General features: G+C 42.1%; 21 protein-coding genes. 1 reads left to right on the top strand and 20 read right to left on the bottom strand.

What is annotated here, in order from left to right; translation table 11 throughout:
• Positions 1-240: 240 nt before the first annotated feature.
• Complete coding sequence (locus tag B5G04_RS08145) at positions 241-492, top strand: hypothetical protein (protein ID WP_087396737.1); 252 nt, start codon at positions 241-243, stop codon at positions 490-492.
• A gap of 63 nt (positions 493-555) precedes the next feature.
• Here B5G04_RS08145 and B5G04_RS08140 read toward each other — a convergent pair whose 3' ends face one another.
• From B5G04_RS08140 to B5G04_RS08045, 20 genes are all read right to left on the bottom strand, one after another.
• On the bottom strand, positions 556-1,869 hold the full coding sequence (locus tag B5G04_RS08140) for a class I adenylate-forming enzyme family protein (RefSeq protein WP_087396649.1): 1,314 nt from the start codon (positions 1,867-1,869) through the stop codon (positions 556-558).
• Positions 1,856-2,092 (bottom strand): acyl carrier protein, encoded by a 237-nt coding sequence (locus B5G04_RS08135; RefSeq protein WP_022040301.1) that lies wholly within the window; start codon positions 2,090-2,092, stop codon positions 1,856-1,858. The genes B5G04_RS08140 and B5G04_RS08135 overlap by 14 nt, the downstream gene beginning before the upstream one ends.
• A 7-nt stretch (positions 2,093-2,099) precedes the next feature.
• Positions 2,100-3,191, bottom strand: a complete 1,092-nt coding sequence (locus B5G04_RS08130; protein WP_158098074.1) for an alpha/beta hydrolase-fold protein — start codon at positions 3,189-3,191, stop codon at positions 2,100-2,102.
• A 218-nt stretch (positions 3,192-3,409) separates the two neighbouring features.
• Entirely contained in the window at positions 3,410-7,036 is a 3,627-nt protein-coding gene (locus B5G04_RS08125; RefSeq protein ID WP_087396646.1) for a 1-acyl-sn-glycerol-3-phosphate acyltransferase, read from the bottom strand.
• Positions 7,033-7,893 carry an alpha/beta hydrolase gene (locus B5G04_RS08120; protein ID WP_087396643.1) on the bottom strand — a complete coding sequence of 287 codons (861 nt, stop codon included), beginning with the start codon at positions 7,891-7,893 and terminating at the stop codon, positions 7,033-7,035. The genes B5G04_RS08125 and B5G04_RS08120 overlap by 4 nt, the downstream gene beginning before the upstream one ends.
• Positions 7,880-9,379, bottom strand: coding sequence for an NAD(P)/FAD-dependent oxidoreductase (locus tag B5G04_RS08115; RefSeq protein WP_022040306.1), 1,500 nt, complete (start codon positions 9,377-9,379; stop codon positions 7,880-7,882). Before B5G04_RS08115 ends, B5G04_RS08120 begins: the two co-directional genes overlap by 14 nt.
• Positions 9,372-10,877, bottom strand: a complete 1,506-nt coding sequence (locus B5G04_RS08110; RefSeq protein ID WP_087396641.1) for a glycosyltransferase — start codon at positions 10,875-10,877, stop codon at positions 9,372-9,374. The genes B5G04_RS08115 and B5G04_RS08110 overlap by 8 nt, the downstream gene beginning before the upstream one ends.
• Positions 10,858-11,250, bottom strand: a complete 393-nt coding sequence (locus B5G04_RS08105; protein WP_022040308.1) for a 3-hydroxymyristoyl/3-hydroxydecanoyl-ACP dehydratase — start codon at positions 11,248-11,250, stop codon at positions 10,858-10,860. The genes B5G04_RS08110 and B5G04_RS08105 overlap by 20 nt, the downstream gene beginning before the upstream one ends.
• Complete coding sequence (locus B5G04_RS08100; protein ID WP_087406383.1) at positions 11,234-11,662, bottom strand: hypothetical protein; 429 nt, start codon at positions 11,660-11,662, stop codon at positions 11,234-11,236. The genes B5G04_RS08105 and B5G04_RS08100 overlap by 17 nt, the downstream gene beginning before the upstream one ends.
• Positions 11,649-12,266 (bottom strand): outer membrane lipoprotein carrier protein LolA, encoded by a 618-nt coding sequence (locus B5G04_RS08095; RefSeq protein WP_087248188.1) that lies wholly within the window; start codon positions 12,264-12,266, stop codon positions 11,649-11,651. Before B5G04_RS08095 ends, B5G04_RS08100 begins: the two co-directional genes overlap by 14 nt.
• A 16-nt stretch (positions 12,267-12,282) precedes the next feature.
• A complete protein-coding gene (locus tag B5G04_RS08090) occupies positions 12,283-12,639 on the bottom strand; it encodes an EamA family transporter (RefSeq protein ID WP_022040311.1) in 357 nt (118 codons plus the stop codon).
• Positions 12,640-12,645: 6 nt separating this feature from the next.
• Entirely contained in the window at positions 12,646-14,415 is a 1,770-nt protein-coding gene (locus B5G04_RS08085; RefSeq protein ID WP_087396735.1) for a beta-ketoacyl synthase N-terminal-like domain-containing protein, read from the bottom strand.
• Positions 14,416-14,421: 6 nt separating this feature from the next.
• Positions 14,422-14,682 carry a phosphopantetheine-binding protein gene (locus B5G04_RS08080; RefSeq protein WP_022040313.1) on the bottom strand — a complete coding sequence of 87 codons (261 nt, stop codon included), beginning with the start codon at positions 14,680-14,682 and terminating at the stop codon, positions 14,422-14,424.
• A gap of 12 nt (positions 14,683-14,694) precedes the next feature.
• Positions 14,695-16,386 (bottom strand): beta-ketoacyl synthase N-terminal-like domain-containing protein, encoded by a 1,692-nt coding sequence (locus B5G04_RS08075; protein WP_239414054.1) that lies wholly within the window; start codon positions 16,384-16,386, stop codon positions 14,695-14,697.
• Positions 16,362-16,775, bottom strand: coding sequence for an acyl-CoA thioesterase (locus tag B5G04_RS08070; protein WP_087396637.1), 414 nt, complete (start codon positions 16,773-16,775; stop codon positions 16,362-16,364). The genes B5G04_RS08075 and B5G04_RS08070 overlap by 25 nt, the downstream gene beginning before the upstream one ends.
• A gap of 5 nt (positions 16,776-16,780) precedes the next feature.
• Entirely contained in the window at positions 16,781-17,236 is a 456-nt protein-coding gene (locus tag B5G04_RS08065; RefSeq protein WP_087210196.1) for a pseudouridylate synthase, read from the bottom strand.
• 2 nt (positions 17,237-17,238) lie between these two features.
• Positions 17,239-18,117 (bottom strand): lipid A biosynthesis acyltransferase, encoded by an 879-nt coding sequence (locus B5G04_RS08060; RefSeq protein ID WP_225226431.1) that lies wholly within the window; start codon positions 18,115-18,117, stop codon positions 17,239-17,241.
• Positions 18,118-18,136: 19 nt separating this feature from the next.
• Positions 18,137-18,385 (bottom strand): phosphopantetheine-binding protein, encoded by a 249-nt coding sequence (locus tag B5G04_RS08055; protein ID WP_022040318.1) that lies wholly within the window; start codon positions 18,383-18,385, stop codon positions 18,137-18,139.
• Between the two features lie 13 nt (positions 18,386-18,398).
• Positions 18,399-19,505, bottom strand: coding sequence for a methyltransferase (locus tag B5G04_RS08050; RefSeq protein ID WP_087248210.1), 1,107 nt, complete (start codon positions 19,503-19,505; stop codon positions 18,399-18,401).
• Positions 19,505-20,020, bottom strand: a complete 516-nt coding sequence (locus B5G04_RS08045; protein WP_087210174.1) for a hypothetical protein — start codon at positions 20,018-20,020, stop codon at positions 19,505-19,507. The genes B5G04_RS08050 and B5G04_RS08045 overlap by 1 nt, the downstream gene beginning before the upstream one ends.
• Between the last annotated feature and the right edge of the window lie 7 nt (positions 20,021-20,027).

Here is a 20,027-nt window from a genome sequence, read left to right as displayed (position 1 = left end):
TATTCCATAGCATATTTATCAATTAATACATCGCCGGTTTCCATTTTTTGACAGGAATTTGCTTTCGCGCTTGGATTGTATTATGTTTACAGACGTTTCGATTTTATGTTCCATGGGCTGGAACGTATATTCCACGCTTTGGAACGTATATTCCAGCCCATGGAATGTACATTCCGCGCCGTGGAACGTAAAACAGATATTGCCGGAAACAGATTATAAACCTTAATGTATCATATTATCATGGATGCTCTTTATGATTTCTTGCCTGTGCCTTCTGCCAATGCGGAAGACACCACACCACGCCTTTACCCTAAAATCGTGTCGAAAGGGACGGTTACGTTCGAAAAGCTGACCGAACAAATCACCAACCATTCCAAGACCACCGCCTGGCACGACCTGAACAAATGGACGGAGGCACACCTTATCGGCATCGAAGGACGCGCGCCGCACCAGGTGTATGTGAAGTCCGCATTTAACCCAGTAGCCATGTAGGGGCTGGGTGAAATGCGGTATTCATTAAAAAGTATCACTTCTCCATTAAGACAGACTGTTCATTCATATCCTATAATAATTCCGGTTAATCTTTCCATTATAGGTTCTTTCTATTTTGTCTACCCGTTCATAAAGGAAAGGAAGTTTATGCGCCTCCAAATTACTCTTCAGGAATTTAACCAATTGTTTCTGGCTAAAATCCGGAGTTTCGTCTATTACATAAAGAAGCTTCAATACTTGCCCGATAACCGGATGCTCCGCACAGATACAAATGCATTCTTTTATACCAGGATATGCCAAAACCTGATTTTCCACTTCGACAGGAGAAATTTTATAACCGCCGATATTTATCACATCATCCATGCGCCCCTGAAGGTTCAGACGTCCCTTGGAATCGATAAAACCTAAATCTGACGTATATAACACCTCTTCATGCAAAACAGAATGTGTAAGAGCCGGTTCGCCTATGTAACCCGTCATGAGCATAGGCCCTTTACATGCCACCGAACCTGCTTCCGTTATAAAAACCGAAGCATGCTTCATGGGATATCCCAAACATCCTGCAATGCACTCGTTGCATGAATAATCATACGTAGAAACAATACCCGTTTCTGTCGAGGCATAGGTATTATAAAGCCTGGTATGCGGCAACAATTCACGCAAAACCAACATGTCACATTGAGACATCGGTGCCGCTCCGGTTTCGATAAAATCTATCTTACCTGCCAAAGCACTTAATTTTCCGGAAGCAAACTGAATCAGCATACGCAAACTTGCCGGAACCAAAAAAGATGCAAGCCTGAAAGACGGATACTCGAATGCGGATAAAAAAGCATCCATGTTTTTCATGCCTTCGGTAATAATAATAGTTCCACCCAGCATGATGACAGGCCAAATTTTAGAAAGGCTTCCGATATGGTTCAGAGGACCGCTGATTACGAATACGGTCTCATCGGTGTACCCCTGTGACCCGATAAGATTTTCTGCATTCGACACAATGGCACGATGACTAATCATCACTCCTTTTTGCTCACCGGTAGTACCCGTAGTAAAAAGGATATCAGCGACATCCTCCGGAATATCATTGTCCCTTACCTGCTGTTCAATATGTTCCATACGGACGTCTGGTATATCATTCTCTAACGGTACAACGGTTTTGCCCGCCAAGTGGACCGCCAAATAAGTCACAATGAAACCAACCGACTGAGTAGCCCGGACAACAACGGCCTTTCCGCTTACAGACGCCCATATCGCCGCTTCTTCCCTTACACGTTCGTATAACCGAGCGTAGCTAATACATTCAGTTCCACAGACCAAAGCATCATGCTCCGGCCTTTCCTCTGCATGGCGTATCAAATAATCGTCAAGCTTTGTCATGTTTCTCCGACAGTTTACGCTCAACCAGTTCTACCAACGTATCCAGCGACCTGAAGTTTTTAGGTGTGGCATCACGGGATTCCAACTCTATACCAAACTCTTGAGAAAGAATCATCAATATGGTAACTACACCTAAAGAATCCAACTCGCTAAATAAAAATTCTGAATCAAAATCCACAATCGGGAGTTCTGCTTCAAGCAATGTCCGAATACGCTCTTTCATATCCTATTTATTTAAATAGTTTTGGTAAAAAATCAACCAGATATTTGCGCCAGTTTTCCCATGTATGCCCACCATCCGTCTCATGGTAAACATAGGGATAAGCATTTGCATCCAGCAATTCGCGCAAATCATCATTCAATTTCTTTGTAAAATCATCCTTTCCCACGGCAATATAATAAAGTGCCGGAGGATCAGCAAACAAACGTTCCATTTTTTCCTGCATGTGTTCATAGATTGCTAAATCGCCGTTATTGGCACCTTCCGTCAACGAAGATATCTTTTTATCCAAACCTCGGTTCCCGATAAAAGGCAAAATACTTTTAAGGTCGTTCCAAGCATCATTGATGCCCCTCATGCCCTGAATCCTTTTATTATTCAACGCATTGGTGGTCTGTGCTGAAAACAGGCCGATATAATCAAACACCTCCGGATTGTTCAACGAAATATACAGCGTATGCAATCCTCCCAACGACAAACCTGCTATGGCACGCCCATCCTTGTTCTTTATTGTCCGGTAATGGGCATCTACATAACCGACGATTTCTTTTACAAAAGATTTTTCAAACTTCCCGAACATCGATGCCACGTTATTGGCATCAGGCTGGACATCCGGATGAGCCGGATCGCTTCCAGGCGCAGCGGCCAATGTGACATTCCCGTTAGGCATCACTACAATCATTGGCCGGCAAAGCCCTTGGCTTATCAGATTGTCCAATATCTGCATAGCCCTTCCGCAAGCTGTCCAAGAATCTTCATCACCCCCCGAACCATGCAGCAAATACAAAACTGGATAAGACGACTTACCCGAGCTATAAGCCGCCGGAAGGTATATGGTCATGCGCCGCTTTTTCATCCCATTGAGTTCAGACGGATACCATACATGATGCAATGTACCGTGCCTGACATTCCGGGTAGCATAATTATCGGCAATGCCTCCCCCAATGATAAAATAATTGAATTCTTTATCAATATCCCTCACCCGGTTCGGATTGTTCCTATCCAGGTAAATCGTATCTTCATCCACGAAATAGCGGTAGGTATAAAATTCGGAAGGCAAAGGAGCGGTCGTATAGGTCCAGAAGTCTCCTTCCCGTTTCATTTTCTTCTTTGATTCTTTCGAGAAAGAACCGATAGGAGTTTTAATCCTATTACGCTGGGCAAACATAGACCCGGCTATCTGGACAATCCTTGCATGAGAAGCTTTAAAAGTAAAGGTCACAGAATGGTCGGGATGAATTACAATCCCTTCTACCTGCCCCATCATCCTCAAGCTGCAGAAAAAGACTATCCCTATAAAGAAACAAATTCTCATATACATCAGACCATCAGATTATTTGCATCATAAACCACTGATTGCGGTTCATCCTTTGCGTTCTCAAAGATAGACAAATTATCTGTATATAACAAATTTGAAACAATTCCGTCTGCACTATAATACGCCAAAGTCCTTTTTTCTTCATTCGACTCAAACGCTACAACCGAAATATTGGGATTGACCAATGCCAACAACAAAGGAAATTCCCCCCAACCGCTATGCTTGACATATACAGTCTTTACACCCAAAGGCAAATTATCCACCCATTGGGCATAATTGCCATATTTCCTCATATTTGCCTTTACCATCCTAAATACGTCCGTTCCCTTGTACATGTATCTTTCCAGCACCAGGTTCTTATAATAAGAAGAGGTTTCCAGTTCTTTGCATAAATGCTCGTATCTTTCAATGAAAAAGCGGTGTACCAATCTTGTCGTTTCCGCATAGGTTTCTCCCCGTAATGCATCCGATAAGGTAATGCGTTGCTCTATGCAAACGGTAAGCCTGCCCGGATGAGCGGTAAAACTATACAGCGGCATGATGTTATTCATCCCATGGATAATGACCGGCAATATGTCAATGCCTAGTTCGTGCGCCAGATAGAAAGCCCCCTTATGATAACGCAAAATCGAAGACTTCGCATTCCGTATGCCTTCTGGAAATACAGCTATGCTATAGCCTTGTTCCACATAATGGCGGAATACATGGATATCACGTTGCAAAGAACTGTCTTGCCATGCCCTAAAATTGTTCTGGTCTATCGTATAGAAGCCCAACCAGCTGAACATAAATCGAATAACAGGATTATGACTGGAATGCGTATTGGCAACGATAAGTATCTTAGGACTTAATGCCATCAAGCACATCGGATCAAGCAGAGATTGATGGTTGCAGATGATAATAGCAGGCTTGCCGAAATCTTCCCGGTAAGGATTACGCAGCGAATAACGCACCCCAGGTATTAAATGCTGGTCTATGCGGTGTACCCAGCTTACAAACCGGTTCAGCACCCTTTGCCTCCGAACTTTTCTCCTGACGAATAAGAAAAGCAATCCTCCTGCCAGATAACCGACCAACAATTGACACAACCACCACATTCCACAAAACCAGGTTCTTGCCAAAGCAGAAAGAGTGAGCGGACGACGCCGGTAAGTACCTTTTTGCCTTACCATCCAATTGAAAACAATCGGAGGTAATGCAAACGCCATAAGCACCACCGAAAACATACCGATAATTGTCACCTCTGCCAGACTATGCAATGCAGGATGTTTCGCAAATATCAACGTACCTATACCTATAAACATAATCAGTGCGGAAAGAATGATGGAACTCTTGTAAGAAGCCAACAGTTTCTTGCGGTAAGCATATTCATAACAACATCCCTCTGTAATAAAAATGGTATAATCGTCTCCTTGTCCGAATATAAATGTGGCAAGGATGATATTGACAATATTAAAATGGATATCGAAAATGCCCATAATACCCAAAATCCAAATCCAACTGACAGCCATCGGTAAAAAAGCCAGCAATGCCAATTCAATCCTGCCGAACGAAAACCATAAAAACAAAAAGACAATCATACCGCAAGCCCAACCGATATAGTTGAAATTATCAGACAAATGATTGGCCAAAGCACTGTTCATGCCTTGGATGTCAAAACTGAAATAATGAGCATTTTCCCAGTCTGATACCTGTTCTTCAATAGCATGCACACGCTCTTTATCAACCGACAGGACATCAACGACCTTGTAAGTGCCGGATATACTGTCTATACTGATATACGAATCCGAAATATGCTTTAATAAACCGGCTTTATCCGGCAAGGTTCCCGCATAATCAGCACATAAAATATCAAAATACGGCACAAACGCCTCTTCAACAAAACCTTCCTGGCTACACGCCTCTCTGAACTCATCGAAAAGCTTGTTCCGATGAGTATCTATAAATTGATGCCACAAAGACAAACGCTCCAACTGTTCATCCTTCGAACAAAAGAAACGTGTACAGGAATATAAACGTTCACCTTTTGCAGGGTGCACCAAACTTGCCAAAGAGTCTTGTATGGCAGAATGGAAAGATAAAGCCTCATCGAAAGAAGAACCTTTCGAAACCACATATACCGATTCCAAATCGTTATCCTCATCAGATGCCAGCTGTTGGAAATACTGCATATCTTTCCGCTGCTCTTCTGTCATATAATTGATATTTGCCAGATTAGCATCAAAACGTGTCGACAGACTGAAATACCCCAATACAAGGGTCAGCACCAATAATACCAGCAAGACCAACGGACTCCCCTTAAACGACAACTTGCCAGCCCATTCAAAAGGTGCCTCAGCAGCTTTCTCACCGGAATCCTCCTTCACACGCACCTTATTACGGAGGACATGAGGCAAATACATGATTACAAACAAGATAGTGCCTATTAAAAGGAAAGTACTGAAAAGTCCTAAGTCACGCAATGCAACAGCATCCAAAGGAATCAATGCCAAAAAGGCACCTACCGTCGTAACATTGCCAATAATCAATGGAGCAGCAACTTCACGCAATGCGCTCCGGATACTGGTTGTTGCTGATAAATGGGCAATCAGATGAAGGGGATAGTTAATGGCTATACCCAATATAATACTGGATATCCCTACCACAATCAGAGATATGTCCTTATAAATAAACGACAGCATCCCCATGGCAAAAACCCAACCCCACAAAATAGACACGGCTATCAGAAACAAGTGATAAAACCGTTTCAACGCATATAAAAGCAATACAAGAATCAAAATGATGGCCATGGATGCCGACAAAAGGCTATCACTTTTTATCTGTTTCGCATTACCAACAGCAATAACGGGGCCACCGGTATGATGAACCTTCACCGTGGGGTGTAAAATCTTCAGCGAATCAGCCACAGATGACAGATAATCCACCAGGAGTGCATTGTGTTGCGTTTCACTATTCCCAAACGGAGAATACATCATCACGACAGCCTTATTCATTTCCGGCGTAAAGATATAACCATCATAAGTTTCAAAAGAAGCCGTTCCGTTCATTGTCTGCAATGACTGCAAAACAGGTGTAAACAGATGCAACGGGTCACGTGAAATATTTTCCGAAACAAGAGAAGACGACGGGAACATCAGCATTTCCTTATCCAAAGCCAACTGGCTGCTTATAAATCCCTCCGTATTCAACAAACTATCCAGCCGGACGTAATCTTTTGACGTCAGGAAATATGGAATATGAGCATAAATATAACTAGTCAACTCATTATATTTTTCCAAATCAACCTGAGTAGTCAGACCACATACCCAATGCAGGGTATCCGTTTCCCGGATGATTGATTCATAATCTTTTATAGCCTCAATAACCGATTCTGGAGAAGCTGAGATGCTACCAGAGTCACATTGATTTTCGAACACGGCAATAATCCGATTGGCTCCCGAAATATCCTGATAAACCGAAAGAGCTTCCTTCTCACTTCCACTGACAGGAAGAAAAGCCGATATGTCTTCTTTGTAATCCAAACGTACCAACGAAACAAGGAAAACAAACGTAACGGCAACAAAAGACAATACACACAACCTTTTATGTGCAGCCATATAATCGTATAATCGGATTACAAAACGTATCATCTTGCTATTGACTTAGATTTTAATAAACTATTCATCCAATTTAAAAACTCCTTTTTCCAAGCCCGGCTCTCAGCCGTTCCTTTGGTTGAGGATGCACCAAATCCATGCCCTCCTGTTTCATACTGCAAATACAGGTGTGGCACATGATTAGCTGATAAAGCCGAATCCAGCAATACGGAATTATGATAATCAACGGTAGGATCGTCTTTACAATTGACTAAAAAGACTGGAGGACAATCAACAGGAACATGCCGTTCCAAAGATAATGAATCACACAATACACGGTTGCATATCCGATTGTCTCCCAACAATGCACGACGGGAACGCTTATGGACATAAGGAGCATACATCGTAACTACAGGATAGACAGAAGCAATGAAAGCCGGCCATTCCGATTTGGGAAACAAAACCACGGGCGACATTGCCAGATGTCCGCCGGCTGAAAATCCCATAACCCCCAATTGTTTTACATCTATGCCATATTGTGCTGCATTCTCCCTAATCAGACGCAAAGCTTGCCGTAAGTCATTTTGTGGGTCCGGATAACGGTTCCCTCTAAAGATATACCGATACCGGAAAAGGAATGCCGGTACCTTGGCTGTCCGATATTTTAAGACAAATGCAGATATACCGTTCTTTTGCAGCCACAATGCCACATCTCTGCCTTCTGTTACATCGGCATGCCAAAAATAACTGCCTCCCGGTAAAATAACTACTGCTGGATTATCCGTTCCCGGCGAAAGATAAGGAGTCAATATAACATTTGCATGACAAGCCGTACCTTCCCAAATATTTATCTGCGACAAGCCTTTAATGGAAAATGCCAGTGCAAGTATGAACAATTTAACCTTCAACATGCAATTTCTCTATTATATAATTAGTTCCCAAAATTTCCTCACAAGTTTGCAACGAAGTCAAGATTACTCCACAAAAACCATGGATATTCACATTCTGACCTGTCAATAACAGATTGGATAATCGCGTACGGACGGGCAAATGAGAAGTAATAAAATTATTTACATCTTTCTTATATCCGCACATAGCCCCATGCCGTACTCCTGTATGGTCACGAATCGTAAGAGGCGAAGCCGTATCTACCAATGCGATAACTTCTCTAAAAAAAGGAAACAATCTTTCCATTTTGCTCAAAACCGTTTCAGCTACCTTATCTTTCCACTCATAATAACTTTTACTGCGTTTCCCAATCGTTGAGTTTTCCCAAGCAACCACCTCATTCCAGTCCATAGGAACCGTAATGCATAAAGTATGCGCATATTCTCCCTGATCCTGCACCGGGGGAGTCAAGAACATAAATTTCGTGATAGCCCCTTTGCGGTTGGCACTCCATACACTCTCATAACTCTCAAAGTAGTAACTGGAATAACGCATATAAGGAAACGAATCTTTCTTGAGTTTGATATTGAGAATAAATGCAGAACATGAATCTTCTGTTCCTTGCAATTGAGCATAATAAGATTTTGATACTGCAAATCTATCAGACAACAAGTCCAATAAAACAGCCGGATGTATAGATGAAATATATACATCGGCAGACAGGACACGGCCGGCATCTGTCTTCACATACTTCACTTTATCTCTTTCCACAATGATGTCGGAAACCCCTTCACCTGTTATAACCGTACCCCCATGTGCCTGAATAAAACGAACCAAGACTTCAACAAAACGGTATGTTCCTCCTTTGAACCGGCTGACCCCTTTTTGCAACAGAACAGCTATCACGGCATGAAGATAAGCAGGAGTTACACGGCAATCTCCAGCATAAAGCACATTCATGTATGCCAGAAGGCGACGCAATTTCAGGTTATGGATATACTTGGATATAAATTGGTCGACCGGCATAAAAAAGTCTGCATTCTGTACAAATACGTTTTGTCTGGAATTACGCAACAAGAATAAATCCATCTCATCGGTTATTGCATCCAATGCCTTTACATATGCACAGATGTCGTGCTCCTCATCAGGGAAATAATGCAACAAAGACTGCATGAATCCCTCCCTTCCTGCCGATATGTTATACACAGAATTGTCTTCTGCCACATATATTTTATCAGAAATGCCATCAGCGACATTTTCAATACAAATATCATTCAAAATACCCAGGTAGCGGCACAACCTGTATACGCTCCCCCCTTCAAACATGCTTGTTATCACATGCATATCGGTATCAAACACAGCACCTTTACGGTTGTAACTTTGCATTCCCCCACCCGGCTTCCTGTTTTTTTCAATAACAGTCACTTTCATGCCTTCTTTCGAAAGCAACGCAGCCGAAAAAAGTCCGCCAAGTCCGGCACCAATAACAATCACCTCCTTGTTAAGCATTCTGATCGTATTTATTACAAATCTTATGGTAAGAATTTACATAAAACTGCCTGAACAGTTTTGCTCTCTGCAAAATGGATTCAGCTATTTCCCTTTGTTTTACGGGACTAATCCGTTCACCGATAGAGAAAAGAATATTGCCGGTCCGCATATATTTTCCTTTTTTAGGCAATACCCTGTTTGCACCATAAATTACCAGTGGAAGAATATCAAGCTTCAATTGCTCGGCTATATAGAAAGCCCCCTTGTGAAACCTGCCGATTTGCCCGTCCGGCGAACGGGTTCCTTCCGGAAAGACAGAAATACAATAGCCACGCTCTACCAATGTCTTCAATTTAGGCAGAATCACATCAATACCAGCCGATATAGGGTAATATTCGGCATGGCGTATGACATAACCAAAATAACGACTTTTCCAAACCCAATCATTAGTCAGAAATACAATCTTAGATGTCAGGCTCAACTGCAACATCAAATCCAAATGGCTTTGATGATTGCAGATTATCATGGCAGGTTTTGAAAAATCTTCAAAAGATTGGTTCATGATGCGCGTCTTTACCCCTATGAGTGGAAGCATTCTGACTGTTAAAGAACCAAATACATGAAGAAGCTTACGAATCGCACTGAAATCCAACTTTACGACTTTAGATAAAGCCACATAACACAACGAAAATGGAGTAATCACCAGTAATGTTCCTACCAAGAAGAACAACAAGGCTAAGAGCGTACTAACCAATATCCTTAATCCTCTCCATGCAGCTAAAGGCCATCCATATACCAAAGCCAACAGGCACAAAAACGTATTCAAGACCGAAATCCGAAAAAAGTCCTTACCTGGCCTAAAATGACTCACCCGTTCTTCGCGAGGAGGATAATAGACACGCACCGGAACCGATACAATTTTCACACCACGCCAGGCTCCAAAGACCAGCAACTCCAGTTCTGCCTCGTAACGTGATGTCAGCCCATTGATTCCGTAAAGTTTGTGCAAGGGATATAACCGATAACCGGTCTGGGTATCCGGAACATACTGCAATGTCTGCACACAAAACCAGAAATTGCTGAAAACATTTGCAAACTTACTTCCGAAAGAACGTTCTACCCCAGACAAATTCCTCCGCCCTAAAACAAAGCAACCCGGATATTTCTTATTGGCTTCAAGCAACACAGGTATATCTTCCGGATAATGCTGGTTGTCGGCATCCAATGTAATGGCATACGAAAAACCCATTTCAAGAGCTTTCCTAAAGCCTAGCTGCAAAGCTTTTCCCTTGCCTTTATTGTTATCATATTCAACAAGGGTAATACCCTTTACGGCATGAAGCAATTCCGTAGTGGCATCCGTGCTGCCATCATTGACGACAATCACATCACGGCATTGCTCCATAGCCCGTTGCACCACCTCCACGATAGTCTTTTCATTATTATAAGTAGGTATGATTATGCAAATGCCACGGTCGCATAATTCGTCAAGTTGGTTATAATTCGTATCTCTCATGCTTCCGACAAATGATAGACAACTTAGCATAAACCAAATCAAGCTGTATGTTACTTATCACACACTGGCATGCAACTTCTTCCTTACCGATTTCTATCGAAGGAAAGGCTACTGTTAATTCCGTCAACTGGTCTGGTGAAATCACCGCAGTAAACTTTGCATTTTTTATTTTCTTCAGCTCCAAGTGTTCATTTATTTCCAGTGCAAGCAACTCTTGAGCCAGCTGCAAGATACATACCCCCGGAGTCACAGGTTCGCCAGGAAAATGTGCCTCATATATAAAATGGTCAGGATTCAACCGGATAACATACGAAATGCCTCCAGATGTTTCCTCTTTACGGATAACCGTATATAAATTATTTCTCAATATCATGGTTTAAAATAAAAGTATAACTCAGTTTATGCCTTACATCCTTATATGAACTTTCTCCAGAACGCATCGCTAACATTATCTTCTTCAAATTCCGCTTCAACACACGCCGTATATACCATTTGTTCAGCTTTTCAAAAACATAATGCAATTTTATTTTCGACTTTTTCGTATCATAAGAATAATCAATCAATGTAGCTCCGAAATTATTTACAATACTTGCCTTCACCGTATCTCCACTGCAAAGCAAGATACAGATACCACTCAACTCCATATCCGACCTGCGCATCGAAAAATCATAATATACACGTTCACCTTCCTTTTCCGGGAACGACTGTCCTGCTGCCCATTGGCACACAGCCCCAAAGCATAAGACAAGAATAACAATCCTAGACTTCAGGCTATTCAACATCATATATTTTTTCATCAATAGGTTCATTCTTACGTACATGAGTCAGTGTAATCGTAGTATTGTCACCGTTTTTTTCATACAGTTCTACCTCACGAACCATGGATTGCACTTTATCATAATGAAGCACAATACGCGAGAACATCATCTTCATTTCTTTTTTCATCGGTAACAATGTCGCTACATACTGTCCGTTTTCCTGTTTAGCATCCACTTCAAAACTCTTGTCCGAGAAACAATTCCCAAGTACACTGTTCAACATAATGGCTGCAATTTCCTTAAACATCCGATTACTGTTTACATCAATGACGTCTGTACGCTCCCCTTTCTTCATCATCACCTTATTCTTGTATAAAACAAACGTATAGGTATAAGGCGAAAGATATTCCCACCTCAATTTATCCGGCTGCGAACAGCTCATTCTTCCTTTTGATACCAATTCACTGCCCAACATCTTCATGCGTTTGGTCTGAACGAAATCACACTGCATGGTTTTAATGGTTGCAGCAGACCTACTTATCTCTTTAATTATCGCGTCTTTGGATATCTCCTGACCCCAAAAAGCAAGTGGCGACAAACAGCATACGAGCCATAACAAGAATCTATTCATAGAGTATAAAATTTAACTAATTCGCTATAATAAAACAACCTAACACAATTAAAGACACTCCTAACCATTTATAGAAGTCTACTTCTTCCTGAAAAAAGACCATTGCAGCCAACAGCCCGAAGACATAGCTTAAACTCACCAATGGATAAGATGAACTTAACGGATAATGTTTAAGAATATACATCCAAAGCAAACTGGCTGCACCAAAACAAATGCCGCTCAAAGCAAATTGCCAATTGGCAAAGACCGAAATCCAAAATGATCTGGTCCAGCCGAAAGGCTCCATTCTCATCAATCCAAACTTCAAGGTAACTTGCCCTAACGTAAGCAAGATACTCTGAATAACCGCCAAAGGGAAAAGTCCGAAATTCATAGCTGTCTACTTATTATCTTTTTTCACTATAACCAAACTCTTTGAACTGATGCATGGCAATTCCTTTTTCCCGGCACGTTTAAGGAACGAAGCATATTGTCCGGTACATTCATCATGACATCCTACAAGCACCACCTTAGCCTTGCCTTCAGTTATAAGCATCCGTGCATCCGCTATTGCCCACCGCAAAGAATCCTCACCTTGCACATACGTCATGTTATAACCATGACATTTCAAACGTACAGCCAGGATTCCGGCCAGGGTATTATGTGTACTTTGCATAAAAAGCGTAGGGCTGACACTATCTTCACCCAAAGTATCAATGCCTCGCAGAATCTTTTCACTGTTGGCAAGCATTCCATGCGAAGTCGCTACAATAATGGCATCCGGCGAAGATATATCCATTTCCGAAAGTACTTTCAAAGAAGTGTACATAGCCGCTTTGGTCAATAAGTCCATACGCCTTTGCTCAATAGGCGGAATAAACTGCTTCAACAGTTTCAGTTCATCCAAATCCTTTAATTCATACCCGGAAAGAATTTCAGCCTCCACTTTACTGTCAGACAACGGTAATTCACTTTCCTGCTGTGATAACAATAACGATGTATCATTGCCTCCAAAACCAAAAGAATTACATAGCACATACTGCAACCGGCATTGCCCATTACCCATAAAGGGAACAATACAATTGGCATCTGCTGTCTGCCAGCCAAGATTAACAGGAATATAATGATTCCGCATAGCTATCAAGGAAATAACAGTCTCTATCGCTCCTGATGCACTCGTCGTATGTCCGGTAAACGATTTGGTACTTGATACCGGTGGAATATTTCCGCCAAACAAACGCTTTAAAGCGACCGATTCGCTTTGGTCATTATTCAAAGTCCCGGTACCATGAGCATTTATATAATCAACCTGCGTATAATCTATTCCCGCCATACATAAGGCATCCTGCATAGCCAAATATGCACCTTCTCCATTTTCAGATGTGGCTGTTTGATGAAAAGCATCACAACGGTTACCATATCCGGCTATGAAAGCCGAAACTTCAGCATGACGGGCAACAGCATCCTCAAAACGCTCCAGCACGACATAGGCAGCACCTTCACCCAAATTCAATCCTGAACGGGAAGCATCAAAAGGACGACATGGTTCAGATGACAAAATCATCAGACTCTTAAACCCATTCAAATGAAACAGGGAAAGAGATTCAGCCCCGCCAGCAACAATAAGGTCTGCTTCGCCAGCCAACAGCATTCTCGTTCCAAGAATAATTGCATTCAATGCTGAAGAACAAGCCGTAGAGACAGTACAGGTATCCGCATCAAGCCCTGCAAGTTCTGCAATATCCACCGAAGATTTACCGCAATCAAATGCATCCAGATAATCCAAATAGGTATCATCGGCCAGGATAGAATGATAAAAACGTTCTGTCACATCCATCCCTCCCACGGTAGTACCGGAAATAAAGCAGACACGCCTGGTTTTCAAATATGGAAGCTTCAGACCGGCATCATCCAAAGCCTGACGCACCGCATAGGCTCCCAGCAAGACCGTACGGCTGACAATCTTGTCAGCCCGTATGCCCAATGATATTTTCAGCTCTTCATCCGATTGCTTTACTTCTCCTACCAGCAGGTCTTTATGACACGAAGGAAGATACTTCATGCCCTGGATACCACTCTTACGGGCTACCAGCGCATCAGATACAGTTTTCTTATCTGTACCTATCGCACAAATGATGCCACTGCCTGTTATCGCTATACGTTGTTTCACAATCACTTATTTAGTGCGGTGTTCTTTTACATAATCCGCTATATGCTCTATACTGGTAAAAATAGCCTTTCCTTCTGCTGCATTAGACAAACGGATACCATAGTTCTTTTCCAACAGCACAATAATCTCCAGGGCATCAATCGAATCGAGCCCCAGACCTTCATCACCGAAAAGCGGTGCTTTGACATCTATATCTTCAGGAGATACTCCTTCTAAATTTAATGCTTCAATAATCTGTTCTTTAAGTTTCAATACCAAATCTTCCATAGTGTCTTATTTTCAATTTACTTTTTTAATCAATCTAATATCAGCTATAAAATCATCCTCTCCCATATATTCCAGCCAGCCGGTTAAGCAATAAGAGAGATTTTCATCAGCCAAAGTTGAACTTACCAGTTGCCCCATCATTTTTTCATCCCGCTCTGGCAAAATATAAAACGATGTTTCACTATGCATACCATGCCGTAACGCTATTTCCCCGTTGACTATATTGGGCAAAGTATAGACAAAAGCACTGGGGCTTGGGAAAAAATTATTCTCCCCGCTGATAGATGCAAGGTATTTCTTATCCGCACAAAGAGACGAACTGTGGTTGAACAGGACAATGGCAGTCTGTTCATAGCTGTCAAAATCCGGTACCGATTGGAACAACAGTTCTGCAGCGACCAGCCCTAACCGAGACAAACCATCCATCTTATAAAAACGTGGGTAGTCTCCCATGCTGCGCTTATACAGTTCCACTATCAGGTTTTTCCCTCTTTCCACCATCGGCAGCCGGTTTTCATTTATCCATATTTCCTGCGAAGATAGAATAACTTTGTTTATTGTCGTATAATCCGGAAGATGTAACACACGGTTATCTTCTTCCGCCTTACCAGTAAAGAAAACGGCTGCATTGCACCCTCCGAATCCAGAAATGAGTTTGACAAAAGCGTTTTTATCGGAACTACGGTTATGGGAAGACATATTGATAACCCCTGAGACACCGGAAGCATGAAAACCTCTGGTACCTAAGATAACACCATCATCTGCCGATAACATCGAAATAATACATTCCATTACACCAGCAGCCCCCATAGTATGCCCAAAATAACCTTTCAATGCATTTGCCGGAACGTCCGTAAGGTGAGAGCGTTCAAGCGCTTTCCATTCCATCTGGTCATTATACAGAGTTGCCGTACCATGCAGATTGATAAAAGCCAACTCTTCTTTTTCATTGCCAAGCACCTTTGCAAGTGCCATCCCCGAACCAATCCCTTTCGGCGAGGGAGTACTGATATGATATGCATCATTACATACCGCCCCTCTGCAGATATGCCATTTCCCCTTGCTTGCCGACAAAACGACAGTAGCAGCTGCCTCGCCCAAATTAAGTCCGATGCGTTCTTCGTCAAACGGTCTGCATTCATCCGGAGAAAGTGCTTTTAAAGACTCAAATCCGGAAACAATGAATTTTCCCAACACATCGCAACCACATACCACCACATGACGATAAAAACCAGCATCAATCAGCCGCGAAGCAGCAATCAAAGCAGAGACACCCGAGATACAGGCATTACATACCACAAGAGGTTCATTGACAAAACCCAAATAACGGGCAATCTTCTCAGCCGTTCTTCCTGGCAAAACTTGTTCATCCGAGATAGTGTCCAACGATTCGACATTCGCTTTCGTGGTACTCAACACAAAACATACCTCTTTACCCGATACATCCATACCGATGTCAGCAATCGCCTTCCGGACCGAATGGATAACAAGAGATTCAAACCAAGTAAATCCTTCAACCAGAAGCTGTTCCCGCATTTCCTCATCAAAGACAGACGCCGTTACCGACAATGAGGTACCGAATGCTTTTTCGCAAAGACGCAACGAAGAATTGCCACACTTGATTGCATGATAATTCATCTCACTCGTAAAGCCAAGTGGCGATATGATATTATGTGCTACTAATGTTGCCATTTGCGCTTCCATTCTTCAAAAAAATCAGGATTACTAAACAAGAGTTGATAATCCATATCCATAAAAACTTGTACGGTAGTGGCCCGGCAATACAATGAATCATCCTCATAATCCCTGATTTCGTAATGAAAGATAATCTTGGCTGCTTCTGTAGGCTGGTAAGATATGCTTACATAAGCCTTGCTTCCATACCTAAGAGGTTTGCGGTACTGGATTTGCATGTCCACAATAGGCGCATAACATGCATGCTCCAGATATCCTTCATAAGTAAGTCCGTATTTTTCCCCGAAAGCCTCACGTGCATCTTCCAGATACTTAGCATACGAACCATGCCAGACAACCTTCATCATATCCACTTCGCTAAACCTGACCTTTATTCCTACTTTTTCCGTCAATACCATACCAGCTAACTTTTTAAAGCAATCTTCAAATCAGCATTTACAAGGAGCTGATTGCCTTTTCGGATAATAGCCTTTGCCAAAATCATTCCCAGAATTTCATCTTGAACCGTAACCTCTGTCGTTATCACATCGCCCGTATGAGGCAGCGATTCAATAGTAAGATTCTTCAGTGAACCGATATAACCGATTTGGATGCCCTGCTTCAGAATGTATTTATTGATATACCCAATACGTGCGGCACAAGTCTGGGCGATGTTCTCAATAAGTCCATAACCTTGCATCACTCCATGTTCCACATAAATATTTGTTTCCCGGATTGTAGTCTCACTAACCACTTTATCTTTTTCGTAATGAGTCAGGCAATCAATCATTACAAACGGAGGCTGCTGCGGTAAAAGTTCGCTCAGACGGATACTACGCATAAATTCGTCTGATGGGTTATAAAAATCAAATTCATTCATCTTCATTCATGCCAAAAATCAAAATAATTATACCATTGTGTCGGATACAGGCCAAGCATTTTCTCCAGTTCTTTCACATAAGCATCAGAAAGTTCTTCTATCCGAGCCTTGCCGTTTGCCTCTTTATTATATAATAAAGGAGTAATATAAATCGTATATTGCTTTGCAGCAGTCTTCATCACGTTTACAGCCACAACGTCCAGCGAACGCATCGTCGCTATGCTGAAAGGTCCATAGGGAAATGAAGCTTCCCCACCCAAGAAACACTTCACCAGTTTTTTAGGCGACCCCCAGATTCGGTCTGCCGGTATGCTTACCACTTCCCCTTTTGATAGGGCTGCATTGATATCGAACAGATGTGACATATCCGGAGATACAGGTATCATACGGATATGTGTATCCTTGAACAGGAACATCCGGTTCTTCATTACCGATTCCTTTTCCCCCCAATAAACCAAAGCATTGAACGCTTTCTTGTCTGCCTTCAAAGAATAACCGGCAATTTCATAATTCCCGATATGAGAACTCAACTGTACGAACGCATCGGGCTTTTCAAGCAAACGGAGATAAGCATCATAACCAACCACCTTCACTTCAAACCTTTTTCCTGCATACATGGCAAACTTATCGATGACTACTTGGGCGAAAAGGCAATGGTTCAGATAGGTATACCACGCCGAGCGCAGACAGCCGAACTGCATACGCTTACGCATATAATGGAAAATAATCTTGCGGCTTGGGTTCAGTATCAAACATACCGGTATAACAAAAAGTGCCGTAAAAACATAGAACACTCTTACATCAATATAACGCAACATCCTAATCAGCCATCGATGCATCCAGTTATTCCCGTATGTCGTACCTGCCCATTGCTTCTCCATTGCAATACAATAACAAAAATTACTGACAGTTTAACTTGCTTTCGATGTAATCACAGAATTGGCCATAAGTCTTCACCCCTGTCATGTCTTCGGGCTTTATCTTAAAACCAAACACCCGGTCTATAATAACGACAATGTCCACGTAGTCCAAACTGTCAATACCCATATCATCTTTCAGACTGGCTTCAGGAAAAATCTTATCCTCTTCTATTTCCAGTTCGTCTACCATCAACGCTTTTACTTTTTGTTCTATTTCTTTTCTGCTCATATTTCTTTAATTATTATTGTTTCAATTTACAAACTAAAATACTATGTCCCTGGCCCAAGCCATCGAATATTTCCTCTATTTCCAATCCTGCCTTACCGATACATTCTGACAAATCATTCGTATGATACATTTTGCTGTTCCCGTTTGCTAAAGCAGCAAAATAGAGCGAAGTCATCGTAAGACAAAAAGCAGCCGGTTCGAAATGCTGACGGTCCCAAAGTGTCTCCATGATGTATAACCGGGTTTGACCCGACATCACTTCCCTGGCGCGTAAAAGAATGCTGACGATTTCATCCATAGAAAAACAATCCAGAAACTGAGACATCCATATTGCATCCACACCACCTTCCCGACGGGGGAACGCACTGTTTTTATCCAAAAGGTTCATGCCGAATCCCTTTATCCGTCTGGCTTCTGCATCAGGCATTATCTGTTTTTTCATCATCTCTATCTGCTGCGGCAAATCCAGAACAGTCACCTCGACCTCTTTATCAAAATGCACACATTGTAAAGCCCATTTGCCCGTATTTCCACCTACATCATACAACGAGCGTGTCTGATGCTTCTTAAACACAATCTGCAAAGCTTCAGGGAAAGAGGCATCACTGTAAAAATGGTCAAATGCAAACCATGAACGCTGCACCTGCTCCGGCAACTCCGAAAGACCTTCATAAATAGTAGGCCAACCGCCGAAATGTTTCAGTCCCACGGGCTTTCCCTCTTTCAAGGATGCTTCCAGATGAAACCACCCTTCATAATTCACATCCTGATTAAAATCGATATTAACCCGGGTAGCCGGATCGTTTATCAGAAACCAACCAGTCTTGCTCAATGTATAACGTTCGGCCTGCACATCGACCAACAGAATACCTATGCTCAACGAAGCTTCCAGCAAACACTTGACTGCATACTCTGACTGTTTCGTCTTCTTCACGATTTCTTCAAGTGTAAGACCTTCTCCAGAATCTCTTATCAGATCCAGGATGCCCCATTTAAGCATAATCCTAGCAACTTGGAATACCACAGGTCCCCACGCAATAAACTCTGCCAAGCGTTGTGCTTCGCGTGCCGATAAATGTTCCTTCGTGTACCGTTCTTCCAATGCAGGAAATAAATGTATCATTGTTTCGCTTTTTTCTTTTCAACCTTTATCATCTTTGCCATACGTTTGGCCAACGCTTCACCGGTAGACTTACACCCGTCACCCATCAGGTTCATGTTAGAGCCAAAGGTACCTCCATCTCCTTTTATGTCTGAAATCGTAGCAATCACATTCCCGTCGATGTCTAAAATCTCAGCATTGCTGAGCATGTCACCTTTCCTGCTGACTGACACGACATTTACCTTAACCGTATAGTCAGCTTTTGGGAAATTGCCCAATATAAAACCTACTTTTTCCTCATCGTTAAATTCTTCAACCAATTTAGCAATCACTTCATTCTTTCCTTTGGCATAACTCGGCTCATAGGTTGAAAAAGCATTTTCATCCATGTTATGTATAGAAGCATTCGAAAAATCGACAACCAGATTAACTACCTGTGCTTGGCTTACATCCAATATTGTTTTTTCTTGAGCTCCCACATAAAATAAGCTTCCCAGTACAAACACAAGGGACAAAATAACCTTCTTCATCATTCAAAAA

It is taken from the genome of Bacteroides sp. An51A, from assembly GCF_002161565.1.
In the GTDB taxonomy this organism is placed as follows: Bacteria; Bacteroidota; Bacteroidia; order Bacteroidales; family Bacteroidaceae; genus Phocaeicola; species Phocaeicola intestinalis.
This window is presented reverse-complemented; position numbering and strand designations above follow the sequence as displayed.

Coding starts and splice junctions, on each gene's coding strand:
- B5G04_RS08120 (WP_087396643.1), bottom strand. CDS start 7,893: ATGTTGAAGGTTAAATTGTTCATACTTGCACTGGCATTTTCCATTAAA.
- B5G04_RS08140 (WP_087396649.1), bottom strand. CDS start 1,869: ATGACAAAGCTTGACGATTATTTGATACGCCATGCAGAGGAAAGGCCG.
- B5G04_RS08065 (WP_087210196.1), bottom strand. CDS start 17,236: ATGAATGAATTTGATTTTTATAACCCATCAGACGAATTTATGCGTAGT.
- B5G04_RS08075 (WP_239414054.1), bottom strand. CDS start 16,386: ATGGAAGCGCAAATGGCAACATTAGTAGCACATAATATCATATCGCCA.
- B5G04_RS08125 (WP_087396646.1), bottom strand. CDS start 7,036: ATGATACGTTTTGTAATCCGATTATACGATTATATGGCTGCACATAAA.
- B5G04_RS08110 (WP_087396641.1), bottom strand. CDS start 10,877: ATGAGAGATACGAATTATAACCAACTTGACGAATTATGCGACCGTGGC.
- B5G04_RS08090 (WP_022040311.1), bottom strand. CDS start 12,639: ATGAATTTCGGACTTTTCCCTTTGGCGGTTATTCAGAGTATCTTGCTT.
- B5G04_RS08095 (WP_087248188.1), bottom strand. CDS start 12,266: ATGAATAGATTCTTGTTATGGCTCGTATGCTGTTTGTCGCCACTTGCT.
- B5G04_RS08055 (WP_022040318.1), bottom strand. CDS start 18,385: ATGAGCAGAAAAGAAATAGAACAAAAAGTAAAAGCGTTGATGGTAGAC.
- B5G04_RS08080 (WP_022040313.1), bottom strand. CDS start 14,682: ATGGAAGATTTGGTATTGAAACTTAAAGAACAGATTATTGAAGCATTA.
- B5G04_RS08100 (WP_087406383.1), bottom strand. CDS start 11,662: ATGATGTTGAATAGCCTGAAGTCTAGGATTGTTATTCTTGTCTTATGC.
- B5G04_RS08115 (WP_022040306.1), bottom strand. CDS start 9,379: ATGCTTAACAAGGAGGTGATTGTTATTGGTGCCGGACTTGGCGGACTT.
- B5G04_RS08130 (WP_158098074.1), bottom strand. CDS start 3,191: ATGAAACGGGAAGGAGACTTCTGGACCTATACGACCGCTCCTTTGCCT.
- B5G04_RS08070 (WP_087396637.1), bottom strand. CDS start 16,775: ATGGTATTGACGGAAAAAGTAGGAATAAAGGTCAGGTTTAGCGAAGTG.
- B5G04_RS08105 (WP_022040308.1), bottom strand. CDS start 11,250: ATGATATTGAGAAATAATTTATATACGGTTATCCGTAAAGAGGAAACA.
- B5G04_RS08135 (WP_022040301.1), bottom strand. CDS start 2,092: ATGAAAGAGCGTATTCGGACATTGCTTGAAGCAGAACTCCCGATTGTG.
- B5G04_RS08145 (WP_087396737.1), top strand. CDS start 241: ATGGATGCTCTTTATGATTTCTTGCCTGTGCCTTCTGCCAATGCGGAA.
- B5G04_RS08060 (WP_225226431.1), bottom strand. CDS start 18,117: ATGGAGAAGCAATGGGCAGGTACGACATACGGGAATAACTGGATGCAT.
- B5G04_RS08045 (WP_087210174.1), bottom strand. CDS start 20,020: ATGATGAAGAAGGTTATTTTGTCCCTTGTGTTTGTACTGGGAAGCTTA.